This is a genomic window from Amycolatopsis sp. 2-15 (genome assembly GCF_030285625.1).
GTDB lineage: Bacteria > Actinomycetota > Actinomycetes > Mycobacteriales > Pseudonocardiaceae > Amycolatopsis > Amycolatopsis carbonis.
This window is the reverse complement of record NZ_CP127294.1, coordinates 8,853,237-8,869,346: the sequence shown is the minus strand read 5'-3', so window position 1 is coordinate 8,869,346 and position 16,110 is coordinate 8,853,237. Positions and strand designations below refer to the sequence as shown.

The window sequence follows — 16,110 nt, the reverse complement described above, 5'->3', positions numbered from 1 at the left end:
CTGCGGTGGGACTGCTGGCGACAGGGCCTGGCCCTCAGCCCACCGAGTGGCCCGCGGGCAGCAAGTCAGCCTGGCTTGAGTCGCCGTCTGCGGTGGGGCCGCTGGTCCCTCGGTGACAGGGCCTGGCCCCGAGCCCACCGACCAGCCCGCCACCCACGAGCGAAGAAGGACGAATACGGCCGAAGCGGGCGCGGGCACCGCCCCGGCCAGGCGGGAGCACCAGGCGTGGGACGATGGGCTTCGTGCCTGAGCTTTCGTCTGTGTCTGAGTCCTCCGCGTCCGAAACCGCCCCCGCTGCGCGGCGGGTGCTGGCCGAGTCGCCGTTCCTGGCTGCGGCGCGCGGGGAGAAGCCCGTGCGCACGCCTGTGTGGTTCATGCGCCAGGCCGGGCGGTCGCTGCCGGAGTACCGGAAGCTGCGCGAGGGCGTCGCGATGCTCGACGCGTGTTTCGACCCCGAGATGCTCGCCGAGATAACGCTGCAGCCGGTGCGCCGGCACGGGGTGGACGCGGCGATCCTGTTCAGCGACATCGTGGTGCCGCTGAAGGCGGCGGGCCTGGACATCGACATCGTGCCCGGCACGGGGCCCGTGGTGGCCAAGCCGGTGCGCGACGTCGCGGCCGTGCGGGCCGTGCCGCTGCTGGAAGCCGAGCAGGTCGAGCGCGTGGCCGAGGGTGTGGGCCTGCTGGTGGAACGCCTGGGCGACACGCCGTTGATCGGCTTTGCCGGAGCGCCGTTCACGCTGGCCAGCTACCTCATCGAGGGCGGCCCGAGCCGCAACCACGAGCACACCAAGGCGCTCATGCACGCCGAGCCCGAGCTCTGGCACGAGCTCGCCGGCCGCCTCGCCGACATCGCGCTCACCTTCCTGCGCGCGCAGCTCGACGCGGGCGCCGACGCCATCCAGCTGTTCGACTCGTGGGCGGGCGCGCTGTCCGAGCGCGACTACCGCGAGTTCGTCCAGCCGCACTCGGCGAAGGTGCTGGCCGGCGTCGCGGGCTACGGCGTGCCGCGGATCCACTTCGGCGTCGGCACGGGCGAGCTGCTCGTGGCGATGCGCGACGCGGGCGCCGACGTCGTCGGGGTTGACTGGCGCGTGCCGCTCGACGAGGCCGTGCGCCGGCTCGGTGGCAAGGCCGTGGTGCAGGGCAACCTCGACCCGGCGCTGCTTTACGCCGGCTGGCCGGTGCTCGAGGCCGAGGTCCGCCGGATCGTCGACGAGGGTCGCGCGGCCGACGGGCACATCTTCAACCTCGGCCATGGCGTGCTGCCGAGCGTCGAGCCCGAGGTTCTCACCCGCGTCGTCGAGCTGGTGCACTCGCTGTGAAGCACGTCGCCGTCGTCGGCGGCGGCATCTCCGGCCTGACCGCGGCCTACCGCCTGCGGACGCTGCTCGGCGACGCCGTCGCGATCACCGTCTTCGAAGCCACCCCAGACCTCGGCGGCAAGCTCCGCACCGCCGAGGTCGGGGGCGTGCCCTACGACGTCGGCGCCGAAGCGTTCCTCGCCCGCCGTCCCGAGGTCACGGCGCTGGTCGCCGAGGTCGGGCTGGGTGAGCACCTCGTCCACCCCACGAAGGCGCGCGCGAAGATCCACGCCGGTGGCACCGTCACGGGCCTCCCGCCCGGCACGGTCATGGGCGTGCCCGCCTCCGCCGACGCCGTGGCCGGCGTGCTCTCGGAAGACGGCCGCCTCGCCGTCGAAAAGGAACGCTCCCTCGGCCCCGTCGAGCTCACCGCCGCCGACCTGGCCCTCGGCCCGCTGCTGCGGGCCCGCTTCGGCGACGAGCTCGTCGACCGGCTCGTCGACCCGCTGCTCGGCGGCGTCTACGCGGGCGGCGCCGACGGACTGGGCCTGCGCGCCACCATGCCCGGCCTGGCCAAGGCCGTCGCCGAGGGCGCCGGCTCGCTCACCGACGCCGCGGCCTCCCTGCTGCCGAAGACCCCCGGCACCGCGCCCGTGTTCGGCACGCTGACCGGCGGCCTGACCACCCTGCTGGACCGGCTGCTGACCCTGTCGAAAGCAACTGTGCGCACCGCCGCCACCGTCCGCGCGCTGACCCGCACCGCGAACGGCTGGCGCCTCGACGTCGGCGCCGCCGCCCCGGCCCACGCCCCCGAGGACACCCCGGTCGACGTCGACGCCGTCGTGCTCGCCGTGCCCGCGCCCGCCGCACGCAAGCTGCTCGCCGACGTGGCTCCGGCCGCGGCGCAGGCGTTCGGCGAGGTCGAGCTGGCCTCGATGGCCGTGATCGCCCTGGCGCTGCCGCCCGGCACCGAATTGCCCGACGCGTCGGGGATCCTCATCGGCGCGGGCGAGCAGGACGCCGAGGGCGTGCCCTACGCGTCGAAAGCCTTCACCTTCTCCGCCAACAAGTGGGCTCACTACGGCGCCGCCGGGCCGGTGCTCGTCCGCGGCTCCGTCGGCCGCTTCCGCGAGCCGGGCGCGCTCAACGGCGACGACGAAGCCTTGGTGCACGCCGTCCGCGACGACCTCGCCCGCCTCACCGGCGTCACCGCCGAACCGCTCGACACGCTGGTCACGCGGTGGGGCGGCGGCCTGCCGCAGTACGGCGCCGGGCACCTCGAGCGCGTGACGCGGATCGAAACCGCCGTCGACGAGCTCCCCGGCCTCGCCGTGGCGGGCGCGACGCTGCACGGCGTCGGCCTCCCGGCGTGCGTCGCCACCGCCGATGCCGCCGCGAAGCGGATCGCGGCGAGCTTCACAGTGTGACGTGACGGAGGCGCTTGGCGCCCGAATGCCGTGCGGTGCGAGGATGGAGCCATGGCGCGGCTGAACTACAACGAGCTCAACGACAGCATCCGCTACACCGCCTGGTCGGTCTTCCGGGTCGAGCCCGGCCGCCTCGGCGAGGACCGCGGGACCGCGGGGCAGGAGACGGCGGAGTTCCTCGACGGGCTCGCCGACAAGGGCGTGGTGGTGCGCGGGGTCTACGACCTGTCGGTGCTCCGGGCCGACGCCGACTACATGGTGTGGTGGCACGCCGAGGAGATCGAGCAGGTCCAGGCCGCCTACAACGGCTTCCGGCGCACGCCGCTGGGCCGCGCGTCGACCCCGGTGTGGAGCCAGGTCGCGTTGCACCGCCCGGCCGAGTTCAACAAGAGCCACATCCCGGCGTTCCTCGCCGGTGAGGAAGCGCGCAAGTACATCTGCGTGTATCCGTTCGTCCGCTCCTACGAGTGGTACCTGCTGCCGGACGAGGAGCGCCGCAAGATGCTCGCCGACCACGGCAAGGAAGCCCGCGACTACCCGGACGTGCGCGCCAACACCGTGGCGTCGTTCGCGCTCGGCGACTACGAGTGGATCCTCGCGTTCGAGGCCGACGAGCTGCACCGCATCGTCGACCTCATGCGGCACCTGCGCGCGACGGAGGCCCGCCGCCACGTGCGCGAGGAGATCCCGTTCTACACCGGCACGCGCGTGGCGCCCGCCGAGCTCGTCGCGGCACTGCCGTAACCGCCGTGCAGGACGTGCTGGCCGGGGTGTGGCAGACGCTCACCGGCGAATCCCTCCCGGCCGTGTCGCTGACCGGCGACGAATCCTTGCTGCCCGGCACTTTCCGGGTCGAGGCCGCCGCGGCGGCGGGCATCGCGGCCGCCACCCTGGCGGCCGGCGAGCTGCTGCGCCTGCGCGGCATCGACCCCGGCACGGTGGGCGCCGACACGCGCCACGCCGCGGCCGCCGTGCGCAGCGAAGCCTTCCTGCGTGTGGACGGCGAGCTGCCGCCGAGCCCGTGGGGGCCGATCGCCGGCGACTACCTCGCTTCCGACGGCTGGGTCAAGCTCCACGCGAACTACCCCCGCCACGAGGCCGCCGTGTGCTGGTCGCTCGGCGTGCCCGCGCAGCGCGACGCCGTGGCGAAAACCGTGGCCGCCAAGACGGCCGCCGAGGTCGAGTCGGCCGTGGTGACGGCGGGCGGCGCGGCCGCGCTCCTGCGTTCGCGCGACGAGTGGCTCGCGCACCCGCAGGGCCAGGCCGCCGCGGGCCTGCCGCTCGCCGAGCTCCGGCAGATCGGCGACGCGCCGAAGAACACGCTGTTCGACTCCGACCGGCCGCTGGGCGGGGTCCGAGTGCTGGAGCTGACGCACGTGCTCGCCGGGCCCGTCGCCGGCCGCGTGCTCGCGGCCCACGGCGCGAACGTGCTCCACGTCGGCGCCGCGCACCTGCCGCGCATCCCCGCGCTCACCATGGACACCGGCCACGGCAAGCGGTCGGGGTTCGTCGCGCTCGACACCGAGGGCGGCCGCGCGCGGCTGAAGAAGCTCATCGCGCGTGCCGACGTGGTGCTGCAGTCGTTCCGTCCCGGCGCGCTCGCCCGAATCGGATTCGGCCCGGAAGAGATGGCGGAGCTGCGCCCCGGTCTCGTCACGGCCGACCTGTCGGCCTACGGCTGGGCCGGCCCGTGGGCCCGCCGCCGCGGCTTCGACAGCCTGGTGCAGATGGCTTCGGGCATCGCCGAGGAAGGCGCTCGCGTCGCGGGCACCGACCGGCCGACACCGCTGCCCGCGCAGGCGCTCGACCACACCACGGGCTGGCTCGCGGCCGCGGCGATCATGACGGCGGTGCGCCGCACGGTCGTCGAGGGTGGCAGCTGGCACGTGCGGTTGTCGCTCGCGGGTACGGGCCGGTGGCTGGATTCCTTGGGACGCAAGGAGCCGGCTGTGTCGAGTGAAGACACAGTAGATTTCAGTGACCTCGTCGAAGAAGTGGACAGCGACTTCGGCAAGCTCACGCGCGTGAAGATGTCCGGCGACCTGCCGGGCGCCCAGCCGCACTGGGACCACGCCTCGCACCTGCCCGGGGCGGACAGCGCGGTGTGGCACCCGGTCAGCTCCTGAACCAGCGCCGGCGCTTCGCGGGTTCTCGGTCGCCGACCCAGACAGCGAACGCGTCGGCGTACTCGCGCGCCCGGATCGTGTCGGTTTTCGGGTGCGCGGCGGCATAGGCGGCGAAGAGCGGGGCGAAGCGGTCACCCAGGCGTTCGGCCAGGTCAGGCCGCAGGTACGCCATGAGCCGGCGCCGTTTGGTGAGCAGCACGTCGGCCTCCACGCGCAGCCGGTCGGGCGCGAAGCCCGGCGGGGGCGGGGCGCCGGTGAGCAGCGCGTCGAGCAGCGCGGCCTGCCGGGCGGCGAGCTCCTCGCGGCTCACACCGTCACCGTCGCGCGCAGGGCCGCGAGCTCCGCGGCCAGTTCGGTGTCGGTGGGGTAGTCGTCGTCGCGCTCCAGCAGCACGCCCGGCGGGTCGGTGCGGCGGCGCAGCTCGGCGAGCAGGTCGAGCACCTCGGGCAGCACCGGGTGCGCGTGCGTGTCGTGGTAGACGCCGTCGCGCTCGACCCCGCCCGCCATGTGCACGTAGGCCAGGCGCTCCCACGGGATCCCGTCGAGGAACGCCACCGGGTCGGTGCCGACGTTGCGCGCGTTGGCATACAGGTTCGCCACGTCGATGATCAGCAGGCAGCCCGTGCGCTCGGTCAGCTCGGTGAGGAACTGCTCTTCCGACAACGTGTTCTCCGGCCACTGGAGCACCGCCGCGATGTTCTCCAGTGCCAACGGGACGTCCACAATGGACTGCGCCAGGCGGACGTTGGCCACGAGCACGTCGAGCGCCTCGCGCGTGCGGGGCAGCGGCATGAGGTGCCCGGAGTCGAGCCCGCCCGCGCGGACGAAGCACACGTGGTCGCTCGCGAGCGGCGCGTCGAGCGCCCGCGCCAGCTCGGCGAGGTGCTCCACGCGGTGGGTGTCCAGCGGTTCGGCCCCGCCGAGTGAGAGCGACACGGCGTGCGGCAGCACCGGCATGCCGCGCTGCCGCAGCGCCAGCAGGCTCTCGGGCAGGTGCGGCGCGTGGAGGTTCTCGGCGACGACCTCGACCCAGTCGACGCCCGGCAGCCGCGCGATCGACAGGTCCAGCTCGGCCCGCCAGCCGATGCCGACACCCAGCCGGTCAACCACCACAACCCCCGCCACCGCACGAAGAACCGCAGGAGGACCCGCTGCTGCAGGAGGATCCGCTGCTGCACGACGAGCTGCTGCTGCACGACGAGCTGCTGCTGCAGGACGAGGAGCCGCTGGACGACGAGCCACCGCCGGAACCGGAGAAGGGCTGCAACGGCGGCACCAGTGCCGCGCTCAGCTCGTGGTCCGGGTACATCGCGAGCCCGCCCAGCGCCACGGCCCCGGCTGCGCCGGCGAGCAGCAGGCCCAGCTGCCCCGGGTCCTGCGAGCGGCTCAAGACCCGCGCGCGTGTCAGAGCCGCGTGGCCCAGCGGCGAGATCCGCACGCGCCGGCGGCCGAGTACGACGCCGACGACGATCCTCAGCGCGATGGCGGCCAGGAGCAGCAGGACAAGCCAGCCGACCGGCCGGTCGCGCACCAGGCCCGTCACGAACCGCGCGACGCCAACCGCCAGGAGAGCCAAGTACACCAGGGAGATCGTGCGATCGAAAGCGCGCAGGTCCTCGCCGCAGGTCAGCAGGCCGCGGAGTCGGAGGTCGGCCTCGAGGTCGCTCATCGCCTTCGACCGCGCGGCCTTGGCCCGCAGGCTGCGAGTGGTGCCGCCGGTGGCACCCTTGGCGCCTTCGTGCATGGAGCGTTCGATCTTGTGCCACGGGCGTTTCCCCGCGGCGGTCACGAGCCCTTCGCTGTTCACCCGCAGCAGGCCGCGGTCCACCAGCGCCGCGATCGCCGTGTCGGCTACGCGCTCGGGCCCGCCGGCGAGGTACGCGAGCTGGTAGACGTCCGGCAGCTCACCGGTGTGCTCGACCGTCCGCGTGCGCGCGACACGCGGCCCCACCACCTGCACCACGAACACCACAGCCAGCGCGATTCCGTACCACGCCAGGAACTGCGGTCCCGAAATCCCCCAGGTTTCGTCCACGGTGTGCCTCCCTCACCCTCGCAGTCGCCGGACCCTACCGACCCGGTTCACCGGGTGGGTCGGCACAACTGACGCCGTCCGCGGCGCCTCGGTTCCGTCAGCAGCTGCCGGAGCCGCCGCCACATCCCGAGCCGCCACCGCAGCTCGACCCGCCGCCACATCCCGAGCCGCCGCCGGCCAAGCCTGGATAAAGCCAGCCACCGGCGGAGCCGGCTCCGCTGTGGTGCTGACCGGACCGGGTTTTCCGGCCGCTGCTGAAGGCGATCCGCGTCTCGCGGTCGGGATGGCTGCCCAGCCCACCGACCGCGACGGCGCCCGCGGCTCCCGTCACGAGGCTGCGGTCGGCCCACGCCGCGCGCACGGCTTCGTGACCCGCGTCGGTGCGCCCAGGCGCCTGCCAGGAACGCATGACCGCCAGCACCCCGAGAACGGCGACCACGGCCACGGCCGCGGCGACGGACCAGCTCCCGGAAGCCACGCCCAGCACCACACCACCGACCGCGAGCGCGGCCTGCGCGGTGGCCGCCCACCACCACCGCCCGCGCAGCTTGGCGGTGTCGACGACGAGTCCCCGCGCCACGAGGTCCCCGGCGAGCTCGGCCATCACGTCGGTCGTGGACAGCCGTCGGACGACGTCGGCGAAGTCCGGTGCCCGGACGCCCACGAGCTCGGCCGCCGCCACGCCCAGCGCGTCGGCCGGCGCCAGCGGAGTGCGGTACAGCCGGCCGCTGCTGTCGAGCCGCAGCTGCTCGCGTTCGATCATCGCCGCCACCACGGTTTCGCCGGTCCGGCGCGGGCCGCCGGTGGAGGAACGCGACCTGCGCGAGGGAAACCAGGCGGGCGGCGCCGCGGAAGCCGGCCCGGGCCCGGCGGTCGCGACGGAGGCCGTCGAGGAACCCGAGCACGCCGAGAAGAGTCCCGGCGATGGTGGCGATGAGTGTCATGGCGCCTCCCCGGTGCGTCGTGCCTGGTGCACGCGGGAGAAGGCGCTGTGGTTGCCTGGAGTTTCCCGAGAACCGTGTTTGCCGAAAAGAAGGCGCCCTCCCGGTGGGGGAGGGCGCCTTCTTGGTGAACGTCGGTGTTACTCGGACTCGGGAACGAGCTTCAGCGAGATCGAGTTGATGCAGTAGCGCTGGTCGGTCGGCGTGTCGTAGCCCTCGCCCTCGAAGACGTGGCCGAGGTGGCTGTGGCACGAGGCGCAGAGCACCTCGATGCGCTTCATCCCGAGCGTGCGGTCTTCGCGCAGCAGCACGGCGTCGGAGTCCGCCGGGTCGAAGAACGACGGCCAGCCACACTGGCTCTCGAACTTCGTGTCGCTGCGGAACAGTTCGGCACCGCAAGCCCGGCACTCGTACGCGCCGGTGGTTTTCGTGTCGGTGTACTCGCCGACGAACGGCCGCTCGGTGCCGGCCTGGCGAAGCACCGCGTACTCCTCGGGGCTGAGCTGCTCGCGCCACTCCTGCTCGGACTTCACCACACGGGGCGTGGTGCCGACCACGGGTTTCATACCTTTCACTTCGCCCACGTTACCCCGCCAGGAAAGCGATGGCGTGGGTCACGATCTGCCATGCGGTCACGATCACCCCGAACACGATCAACGCCGCGATGAGCGCCGAAACCCAGTAGCGCAGCCCGCCCGCGCGGCTGCTGGAATCGGCGAAGTCGGAGACCTGGTCGAGGCACGCTTCGACGGTGAACGTCGGCCCCGTGCGCTCCATCCGGTCGAGGTGCGCGGCGAACGCGCGCGCCTCCGGGTCGTACGGATCCAGCCCGACGAGATCCTCGTGGAACCGAGGATTCCAGCCCGGCTGTACAGCTCCGCTCTCGGCCATGGCTCCACGGTAGGCCATCACCCCTGCTCACCACACTCCCCGCGCGGCGAGTCTCACTGGTTCGCAACAGAGGCGTCGCTCCAGGTGACGGCGGGTGGTCGGCGCGTCAAGGACACTGCGCGCCTACGGGCATGCCGCCCAGAGAATCACCTTTGAGGTAAATGGCACTGATGAAAAAGGAATGCACGCCGTTCTCGACGCCGGTGGAAACCCAGATGTCATTTCTCACGACACCATTGTCCGAAATGGGTCCCCCATCTGCCCAGCAGATGCCGAGCACCGTGTAGTCGGCGGGGTAACTGCCTTGTTTCTTGCTGGTCGACCACGGAGTTTGCCGGATGTTGGCGGCCTCGTAGGTGGTCACCATCGCGCCCGGCGCTCCGCTGGTCACGGCACGGGGCGACGCGTCGGCCTGGTTGCGTAAGGCGTCGGACGGGTGACAATTCCGATTTGTGTCGCGGTGAGCGGGATTCCGTGTCGACGCGGGCGCGAGTCAGCCCTGAGTGGCGTCCTTCTGGCTCTTCGTGTTCGAGTCGATGAGGATCTGCCCGCCGGAGTTGACGACGCGGAACACGCGGCTCTCCGAGTGGTCGGGGAACACCACGGTGACCGATATGGTCACCGAGTTGTCGGCGTTGTAACTGCCTCGGGCGACCCTGCTGCTCACGTTGCCGAACTGCTGCCAGTACTGGTCGAACGCCGCCTGGCTGCCGTAGACCTGCTGGGCGGCCGGGGTGAGCATCGCCCACGCCGCCGCCGTGTCCTGCGGGAAGCTGTAGAAGTCGATCACCCGCTGGCCGGCGGGTGAGAGCGCGAGCTTGCCGCCGTCGTTCGGCGTCTGGCCGAGGTCGGCAACCGGCGGCGATGCGGACGGACCGGTGCTGGGGGTGTTCGGCGCGCCGGTCGAGTTCGTCTGCTGCGGCTGGTTCGCGGTGTTCGAACCACCAGAGTCACCGTTGCCAGAGCTCAGCACCAGGAACACCACCACCGCGATCACGACCACGGCCGCGGCACCGCCCGCGAGCAGGGCGAACTTGCGCTTGTTGTCCGACGGCGGAGGCGGCGTGCTCGACGCGTTCCGATAGTTCGGCGCGGCGGCCGTCGGGGCCGGGCGGGGCTGCTGCTGCGTCGGCCGGGCCGGGGGAGCCGGCTGGGCGGGCTGGGGCCGCGGCGGCGTGTTGGGCGGTGCGGCGGGCGAGCGCATCGGCATGAACGCCGCCGTCGGGGTGCGCGGCGGGTTCGACGGGGCCTTCTGTGCGGGGATCGGGGCGCTGGGCTTCGGGCCGTCGACGCGCTGCCACGGCGGGCGTGAGCCGCCGCGGTCGAGGCGTTCGGTGGGGCCCGACGACAGCAGCTCGGGGCCCGCCGGTTCGCCGGACGCGAGCTTCGCCAGGCCTTCGCGGGCCTCGGCCATGCTGGGGCGCTCGCCGGGTTCGCTGCGCAGCAGGCTCATCAGCAGCGCGGTGGCGGGGCCGGCCTGGGTCGGCGGGTTGATCTGGCCGTTGGCGGCCGCGTAGAGCAGCGCGAGCTGGTTGGTGGTGTTGCCGTAGGGCGTCTGGCCTTCGATGGCCTGGTAGAGCGTGGCGCCGAGGGCGAACACGTCGGAGCTGGGCACCGGGTCGGCGCCGCGCGCCAGCTCGGGCGCGAGGTACGCGGGCGTGCCGCCGATGAGGCCGGTCTGCGTGAGCGTCATGTCGCCGGCCGCGCGCGAGATGCCGAAGTCGGTGATCTTCGCGGTGCCGGTCTCGTCGATGAGGATGTTGCCGGGCTTCACGTCGCGGTGCACGATCCCGGAGCGGTGCGCGGCGACGAGCGCGGCGGCTACCTGCTCCCCGATGCGCGCGACCTGGCCCACGGGCAGCGTGCCCTGCTCGGCCAGCACGGCCGAGAGGCTCGGGCCGTCGAGGAACTCCATCACGAGGCAGGGATCGCCGCCGTGTTCGGCGATGTCGAAGACGACGATCGCGTTCGGGTGCTGGAAGCGGGCCGCGTTCTTGGCCTCGCGCATGGCGCGCTGGCGCATGTTGTCGCGTTCGGCCTCGGAGACGCCCGGCTGGGGGAGGATCTGCTTGATCGCCACCGACCGTTCCAGGCGCACGTCGACGGCGCGCCACACCACACCCATGGCACCGCTACCAATGTGCTCGACGAGGCGGTAGTGCCCCGCGATCAGCTGACCGGTGTCGATGGCGACCGCTCCTGACGAAATCCCGGTGATCGTGGCCTTACTCAGCGCGGATACCCCTCGCGCACCCGAACGAGTGTAGCGGTCGAGTGGATGTTGCCGCCGTCAGCCAGCCGGTGCGGAGGCGGCGGGCTCTTCCTCCTAGGCAGCGGGAGTGCGCTTCTTCAGCACCTTGACCAGGCCGACGGCTCCGGCCGCGGCGAAAACGGCGTAACAAGCCAGGAGCACGGGCGGCGTGTCGCCCGTCAGCGCGTCGGCCAGCACCACCACGGCGACCGTGCCGGGGATGCTCCCCAGCAGCGTGCCCACGAGGTACGGCACCAGCTTCACCGTCGACACTCCGCACAGGTAGCTCAACGGCGCGAAGGGGACCACGGGGATCAGCCGCAGCGACGTGATCGCCAGCACACCGCCGCCGGACAGCCGTTCGTTCACGATGCGCACGGGGGCGCGGTGCAGGTGCCGCAGCACCAGGTCCCGGCCCAGCAGCCGCGCGAGCCCGAACGACAGGCCCGCGGCGATCGTCGTCGCCACCAGGCCGATCGCGATCCCCGCGACGCTGCCGACGAGCAGCCCCGCGGCGAGGTTGAACACGGTGCGCGGAATGGGCGCCACGGTGAGCAACGAGTACCCGACCAGCAGCACCAGCGGCGTCGCGGGACCGGTCGCCTGCGCCCAGCGGCGCAGGTCGGATGGGCCGGGGATCGGCAGGAACACCGCGGCCGCCGCGAGGAGGGCGAGCACGATGAGCGCGAGGATCAGCTTGGTTCTGCCGGACACGCTTTCCAAGGTAGGGCACGGCGTGATCGGCGGGCGATCGGCGTGGATCCGGCTACGGTGGGCCCATGCCCAAGAACGGCGATCCGGTCGAGTACCAGGTGGGGGAGCGCACCGTCAGGGTCACGAGCCCGGACAAGGTGTACTTCCCGGAGCGCGGCATCACGAAGCGGCAGGTGGTGGAGCACTACCTCGCCGTGGGCGAGCCGCTGCTGCGCGCGATCGGCGAGCGGCCCACCACGCTCAAGCGCTACGTCGACGGCGTGGCGGGCGAGTGGTTCTACGCCAAGCGCGTGCCCAAGGGTGCGCCGGAGTGGGTCCAGACCGCGCGGATCACGTTCCCGTCCGGGCGCACCGCCGACGAGGTCTGCCCGACCGAACCCGCCGTGTTCGCGTGGGCGGCGAACCTCGGCACGTTCGACTTCCACCCGTGGCCCGTCCGGCGGTCCGATGTGGACCATCCGGACGAGCTGCGCATCGACGTCGACCCGCCCGACTCGGCCGGCTTCGACGACGCCGTCGTGGTGGCGCGCGTGGTCCGCGAGGTGCTGGCCGACGCCGGGCTCACCGGCTACCCCAAGACCTCCGGCGGACGCGGGGTCCACGTGCTCGTGCGCATCCGGCCGGAGTGGGACTTCATCGCCGTGCGCCACGCGGTGATCGCGCTGGGGCGCGAGGTCGAACGCCGCATCCCGGACAAGGCCACCGTTTCCTGGTGGAAGGAGGAACGCGGCGGCCGCGTGTTCCTCGACTACAACCAGGCGGCGCGCGACCGCACCGTCGCGTCCACGTGGTCGGTACGCGGCACTCAGCGCGCGACCGTGTCCACGCCGCTGACCTGGGCGATGCTCGACGACGTGCACCCGGACGACTTCGACGTGCTCACCGTGCCGGCCTTCCTGGCCGAGCACGGCGACCTCCACGCGCCGATGGACGAAACGGCGTTCGGCCTCGAAACCCTGCTGGAGTGGTACGAACGCGACGACCGCGACCTCGGCGGCGCGGAGCTGCCGTATCCGCCGGACTATCCGAAGATGCCGGGCGAGCCCAAGCGCGTGCAGCCGAGCAAGGCGCGGCCCGACACCGAGTGATCGCCCGGTTGCCGAGGGTGCTCACTGTCCGTGATCAACTTCGACGAACACGAAGAATTCCCACCTTTACGGCTGTGTAACGTTCCCGCAGGTCAGACTGGGAGCGGAGTAGCGTGCTGCGGGCTCGGGGTGCCCCTGGTGGCACCTCCGGCGCGTAACGCCCCGGCGCCGCGCGGCGACTACCCCGCGCCGGAGGGGCCCGGCTCGAGGAGGGAGGCCTTTCGTGGACGACCTGATCGCGTTCCTCGCCGCGCGGGTGGGTCAGCGGCAGGCGCTGATCATGCAGGCGGTGCAGAAGGCGAAAACCGGCGAGGCGCTCAACCGCGGCGAGGCGAAGGTCGCGGTCGAACAACGTGTGCGCGCCCTCGGCGACATCGAGCTCGACGTCGTGAACCAGATGATCAACGAGGTCGAGGTCACGCGCCGCATCATGCTCGCCCACCGCACCACCGTGTCCGAGAAGGTCCCCGGTTTTCCGTTGTACGGCAGCGAATACTGGTGCGAGACCTGTCACGTCCCGGCCGATGAGGCGGGGTCGAACTGGTGCCTGACGCTGCGGCTGCTCGCCCTGCCGTACGCGGACCACCCGGACTACAGCGAACGCTGGCGTCCGTAGCGCGGCACGCCGGGTGCGGCGGTACGGCTCGCCGCTTCGCCCGCGGCTAGCGGAAGATCACAGGTGCGTGGCCGATCTGACGCCCGGCGTCGGGGAATCCGCGGCCACACGGTCGTGTTGATCCTGGGGTGACGTTCCGGATCTCCGTGCTCGACCGGTCGCCCGCCAGGCGCGGGCGGGGTAGTGCGCAGGCGCTGAGGGACACCGTCGCGTTCGCGCGGGACATCGAGGGGCTCGGGTACCACCGGTTCTGGGTGTCGGAGCACCACAGCGTGCCCGGGGTGGCCGGGTCGGCGCCGACGGTGCTGGCGGCGGCGGTCGCGTCGGTGACATCGCGGATCCGGGTGGGCACGGGCGGCGTGATGTTGCCGAACCACCGGCCGCTGGTGGTGGCAGAGCAGTTCGGGGTGCTGGAGTCGCTGTTCCCGGGCCGGATCGATCTGGGGCTGGGGCGATCGGTGGGCTTCACCGACGGCGTACGGCAAGCGCTGGGGCAGGGGCGCGAGGCGGCCGCGGACTTCGGTGACCAGGTGCGCGAGCTGCTTGCCTTCTTCAGTGGTGACCAGGCCGCCTACCCGGGCGTGCACGCGATCCCGGCCGAAGGGCTGAGCCTGCCCACATTCCTGCTGGCCACCGGCTCCGGGGCGGACCTCGCCGCCGAGCTGGGCCTGCCGCTGGTGATCGCGCCGGCGCGCGGGGAGCGGGCGATGGTCGAGGCCATCCGCCGTTACCGCGACACGTTCACCGGAACCGAGCCGTATGTCGTCGTGTCGACCTCGGTCGCCGTCGCGGACACCCGCGAACAGGCGCGCCGGCTGCTGGTGCCCGAGGCGTGGTCGACGGTGTACTCGCGCAGCCACGGCATCTTCCCGCCGCTCTCACCCGTCGACGACATCCTGGCCCTGCCCAAGACCGACCGCGAACGCACGCGCCTCGACGACATCGTCGCGAGCCAGATCGGCGGCACCCCCGCCGAAGTGACCGACCGGCTCGGCGAGCTGGTCGAGGCCACCGGCGCCGACGAGCTCCTGGTCAGCACGAGCACCTACGACCAGTCCGCCCGCGTCGAGTCGTTCGCCGCGCTCGCCGAGCTGGCGGGGCTCTCGGTCTCGGCCTAAAAACGCTGCTCCGCGGCGAAACACACTGCTACGGTGAACGCATGACTGCCGGGTCGGCCGAGAGCCGTGAGCAGACGGGGTACCCGGCCTTGCCGTGACCCCCCGGCGGGCCCGTGGCCCGCCCCTCCTCAGCGAACTTCCGAGGACACTCCTGCGGTTCGCGAAGGGAGGTGAAATCGTATGTCCACATCGGAACCCAGCGCCGCGGAAACCACCTGGCGCTCCTGGCTGTCCGAGCGCGCCGCGGGCGGAGTGCTCGACGGTGTGGTCGTGCAGCAACTGCCGTTCGGCGCGTTCGTCGAAGTGGCCCCCGGCATCCACGGCCTGCTCGTGACCAACCGCGGCGCCGCCCCTGAAGCCGGCACGCGCCTGTCGGTGCGCATCGAGCGGATCGACGTCGAACGCCGTCGCTTCAGCCTCGTCACGGCGTGACACGCGGGGGCTGGGGCAGAAGCGCTGCTGCCCCAGCCCTCACACCCCATTCGCAATCGCGCGCGCCACCTCGGCCGGCGGCGTGCCCATCGTGTCCAGCACGGTGCCCGATTTCTCAAGCCAGGGCAGGGCTTTCTCGTACGCGTCGAGGTGATCCAGGCGCCACTGCCGAATGTTCGGCTCGCCGGCCTGAATGCGGCGGTGCAGCTCGTCGCGGTCCGCGTGCAGCACGAAGTGGTGCACGGTGATGCCGCGCGTCTCGAGACCGTCGAAGATCTCCCGCGCGTAGTGCTCGACGAGGATCGTCTGAGGTGCCACCAGCGGTCCGCCGGTGTGCGCGTGCACGCGCGCCATGGTCTCGACCACCAGTGGACGCCACAGGTCGAGGTCCTGGAAATCACCCTCGGGCTCGGGAAACGGCACGCGCAGCAGGTATCCGACGTACTCCGGGTCGAACACCCTCGCACCCAGCAGGCCGGTGAGCTCACGCGCGGTCGTGGTCTTGCCGGAGCCGAACGTGCCGTTCAGCCAGAAGATCATCCCAACGCCACCGGAGTGAACCCCGCGGGAGCGGGCAGCCGGCCGGTGGCGAGCACCAGCGCCTCCCGGTCGTCGTCCGACGGCAGCGGCCGGCCGGCGACGCCCTCCACGATCGCCCGCGTCGCAGCCAGCGTCGACGCCGGCGGACCGTCCACACCGGACAGGTGCAAAGTCAGGTCGAGGTGGTGCAGCGTCGCTTCGACCACGTACGTCGTGAGGAAGTCCGTGATCGTGAGCACCTGGTCGCGAGTTTCCACGCGGGCGGCGGGATCCGCGGCCGCCGCGGCTTTCCCGGCGGCGACGGCCAGGTCGTCGAAGTGGTGTGTGAGCGAGGCCGGCCCGGAGTACGCCCCGGCGCTGCGGCGGATGAACGCCGACTCCGCGTCCGTGCCGTCACCGGGTTCGCCGGGCTCCCAGTAGGTCACGGCGTCGCGGGTCGCGGGCGCGTCGGTGGTCGTCACGAGCGTGATGAGGATGTCCTGCGCGCCGATGATCAGGTGGAACACGAGGTCCTGCACCAGCCAACCGGCGCAGCCGGACGGCTGGACCCACTGCGCGTCGCCGAGGGAGTGGACGGCTTCCTGAAGGGCGCCCCAGGCCCGGGGGAAAAGATCCATGCCGCACCCT

At 72.3% G+C, this 16,110-nt stretch carries 19 protein-coding genes; 8 read left to right on the top strand and 11 right to left on the bottom strand.

All coding sequences use genetic code 11. The annotated features are described in order from the left end of the window. Positions 1-233: 233 nt before the first annotated feature. The 4 genes from hemE to QRX50_RS43730 are packed head-to-tail and all read left to right on the top strand — an operon-like array spanning position 234 to position 4,857. Positions 234-1,325, top strand: a complete 1,092-nt coding sequence (gene hemE / locus QRX50_RS43745) for a uroporphyrinogen decarboxylase (protein WP_285968946.1) — start codon at positions 234-236, stop codon at positions 1,323-1,325. Then, positions 1,322-2,731 carry a protoporphyrinogen oxidase gene (hemG, locus tag QRX50_RS43740; protein WP_285968945.1) on the top strand — a complete coding sequence of 470 codons (1,410 nt, stop codon included), beginning with the start codon at positions 1,322-1,324 and terminating at the stop codon, positions 2,729-2,731. The genes hemE and hemG overlap by 4 nt, the downstream gene beginning before the upstream one ends. Before the next feature lie 51 nt (positions 2,732-2,782). Continuing rightward, complete coding sequence (gene hemQ, locus QRX50_RS43735) at positions 2,783-3,475, top strand: hydrogen peroxide-dependent heme synthase (RefSeq protein WP_220238375.1); 693 nt, start codon at positions 2,783-2,785, stop codon at positions 3,473-3,475. 5 nt (positions 3,476-3,480) lie between these two features. Beyond that, complete coding sequence (locus QRX50_RS43730; protein ID WP_285968944.1) at positions 3,481-4,857, top strand: CoA transferase; 1,377 nt, start codon at positions 3,481-3,483, stop codon at positions 4,855-4,857. Here the strand turns inward: QRX50_RS43730 and QRX50_RS43725 are convergent. From QRX50_RS43725 to QRX50_RS43685, 9 genes are all read right to left on the bottom strand, one after another. Further along, a complete protein-coding gene (locus QRX50_RS43725; protein WP_285968943.1) occupies positions 4,847-5,167 on the bottom strand; it encodes an SCO6045 C-terminal-like domain-containing protein in 321 nt (106 codons plus the stop codon). The two genes, QRX50_RS43730 and QRX50_RS43725, sit on opposite strands and share 11 nt — an antisense overlap. Beyond that, the gene (locus tag QRX50_RS43720) at positions 5,164-5,967 is read right to left on the bottom strand and encodes an MbnB/TglH/ChrH family RiPP precursor modification enzyme (RefSeq protein WP_285968942.1); all 804 of its coding nucleotides are present in this window, start codon (positions 5,965-5,967) and stop codon (positions 5,164-5,166) included. The genes QRX50_RS43725 and QRX50_RS43720 overlap by 4 nt, the downstream gene beginning before the upstream one ends. Beyond that, positions 5,960-6,892 carry a TIGR04222 domain-containing membrane protein gene (locus QRX50_RS43715; RefSeq protein WP_285968941.1) on the bottom strand — a complete coding sequence of 311 codons (933 nt, stop codon included), beginning with the start codon at positions 6,890-6,892 and terminating at the stop codon, positions 5,960-5,962. Before QRX50_RS43715 ends, QRX50_RS43720 begins: the two co-directional genes overlap by 8 nt. 97 nt (positions 6,893-6,989) lie before the next feature. Then, positions 6,990-7,655, bottom strand: coding sequence for a hypothetical protein (locus QRX50_RS43710; protein WP_285968940.1), 666 nt, complete (start codon positions 7,653-7,655; stop codon positions 6,990-6,992). 318 nt (positions 7,656-7,973) lie between these two features. Further along, positions 7,974-8,399, bottom strand: a complete 426-nt coding sequence (msrB, locus tag QRX50_RS43705; protein ID WP_285968939.1) for a peptide-methionine (R)-S-oxide reductase MsrB — start codon at positions 8,397-8,399, stop codon at positions 7,974-7,976. A gap of 19 nt (positions 8,400-8,418) precedes the next feature. Next, complete coding sequence (locus QRX50_RS43700) at positions 8,419-8,724, bottom strand: hypothetical protein (protein WP_285968938.1); 306 nt, start codon at positions 8,722-8,724, stop codon at positions 8,419-8,421. A 106-nt stretch (positions 8,725-8,830) separates the two neighbouring features. Beyond that, entirely contained in the window at positions 8,831-9,091 is a 261-nt protein-coding gene (locus tag QRX50_RS43695; RefSeq protein ID WP_285968937.1) for a hypothetical protein, read from the bottom strand. Between the two features lie 126 nt (positions 9,092-9,217). After that, a complete protein-coding gene (locus QRX50_RS43690; protein WP_285968936.1) occupies positions 9,218-10,849 on the bottom strand; it encodes a serine/threonine-protein kinase in 1,632 nt (543 codons plus the stop codon). A 201-nt stretch (positions 10,850-11,050) separates the two neighbouring features. Further along, positions 11,051-11,689, bottom strand: a complete 639-nt coding sequence (locus QRX50_RS43685) for a TVP38/TMEM64 family protein (protein WP_285968935.1) — start codon at positions 11,687-11,689, stop codon at positions 11,051-11,053. Positions 11,690-11,754: 65 nt separating this feature from the next. Here QRX50_RS43685 and QRX50_RS43680 point away from each other — a divergent pair, with 65 nt between their 5' ends. From QRX50_RS43680 to QRX50_RS43665, 4 genes are all read left to right on the top strand, one after another. Then, on the top strand, positions 11,755-12,777 hold the full coding sequence (locus QRX50_RS43680) for a DNA polymerase domain-containing protein (RefSeq protein WP_285968934.1): 1,023 nt from the start codon (positions 11,755-11,757) through the stop codon (positions 12,775-12,777). A 223-nt stretch (positions 12,778-13,000) separates the two neighbouring features. After that, entirely contained in the window at positions 13,001-13,393 is a 393-nt protein-coding gene (locus QRX50_RS43675) for a DUF6221 family protein (RefSeq protein WP_285968933.1), read from the top strand. Between the two features lie 128 nt (positions 13,394-13,521). Continuing rightward, positions 13,522-14,511, top strand: a complete 990-nt coding sequence (locus tag QRX50_RS43670; protein WP_285968932.1) for an LLM class flavin-dependent oxidoreductase — start codon at positions 13,522-13,524, stop codon at positions 14,509-14,511. Between the two features lie 180 nt (positions 14,512-14,691). Then, the gene (locus QRX50_RS43665) at positions 14,692-14,943 is read left to right on the top strand and encodes a hypothetical protein (protein ID WP_285968931.1); all 252 of its coding nucleotides are present in this window, start codon (positions 14,692-14,694) and stop codon (positions 14,941-14,943) included. A gap of 39 nt (positions 14,944-14,982) precedes the next feature. Here the strand turns inward: QRX50_RS43665 and QRX50_RS43660 are convergent, their stop codons facing one another. Both QRX50_RS43660 and QRX50_RS43655 read right to left on the bottom strand, forming a co-directional pair. Beyond that, entirely contained in the window at positions 14,983-15,483 is a 501-nt protein-coding gene (locus tag QRX50_RS43660; protein ID WP_285968930.1) for a P-loop nucleotide/nucleoside kinase family protein, read from the bottom strand. Continuing rightward, positions 15,480-16,100, bottom strand: coding sequence for a maleylpyruvate isomerase N-terminal domain-containing protein (locus tag QRX50_RS43655; RefSeq protein WP_285968929.1), 621 nt, complete (start codon positions 16,098-16,100; stop codon positions 15,480-15,482). Before QRX50_RS43655 ends, QRX50_RS43660 begins: the two co-directional genes overlap by 4 nt. Positions 16,101-16,110: the final 10 nt, after the last annotated feature.

What these genes read in the sequence shown, in the direction of transcription:
- QRX50_RS43660 (WP_285968930.1), bottom strand. Translation starts at nt 15,483, where the DNA reads ATGATCTTCTGGCTGAACGGCACGTTCGGCTCCGGCAAGACCACGACC.
- QRX50_RS43665 (WP_285968931.1), top strand. Translation starts at nt 14,692, where the DNA reads ATGTCCACATCGGAACCCAGCGCCGCGGAAACCACCTGGCGCTCCTGG.
- hemE (WP_285968946.1), top strand. Translation starts at nt 234, where the DNA reads ATGGGCTTCGTGCCTGAGCTTTCGTCTGTGTCTGAGTCCTCCGCGTCC.
- QRX50_RS43690 (WP_285968936.1), bottom strand. Translation starts at nt 10,849, where the DNA reads ATGGGTGTGGTGTGGCGCGCCGTCGACGTGCGCCTGGAACGGTCGGTG.
- msrB (WP_285968939.1), bottom strand. Translation starts at nt 8,399, where the DNA reads ATGAAACCCGTGGTCGGCACCACGCCCCGTGTGGTGAAGTCCGAGCAG.
- QRX50_RS43700 (WP_285968938.1), bottom strand. Translation starts at nt 8,724, where the DNA reads ATGGCCGAGAGCGGAGCTGTACAGCCGGGCTGGAATCCTCGGTTCCAC.
- QRX50_RS43655 (WP_285968929.1), bottom strand. Translation starts at nt 16,100, where the DNA reads ATGGATCTTTTCCCCCGGGCCTGGGGCGCCCTTCAGGAAGCCGTCCAC.
- hemQ (WP_220238375.1), top strand. Translation starts at nt 2,783, where the DNA reads ATGGCGCGGCTGAACTACAACGAGCTCAACGACAGCATCCGCTACACC.
- QRX50_RS43710 (WP_285968940.1), bottom strand. Translation starts at nt 7,655, where the DNA reads ATGATCGAACGCGAGCAGCTGCGGCTCGACAGCAGCGGCCGGCTGTAC.
- QRX50_RS43695 (WP_285968937.1), bottom strand. Translation starts at nt 9,091, where the DNA reads ATGGTGACCACCTACGAGGCCGCCAACATCCGGCAAACTCCGTGGTCG.
- QRX50_RS43680 (WP_285968934.1), top strand. Translation starts at nt 11,755, where the DNA reads ATGCCCAAGAACGGCGATCCGGTCGAGTACCAGGTGGGGGAGCGCACC.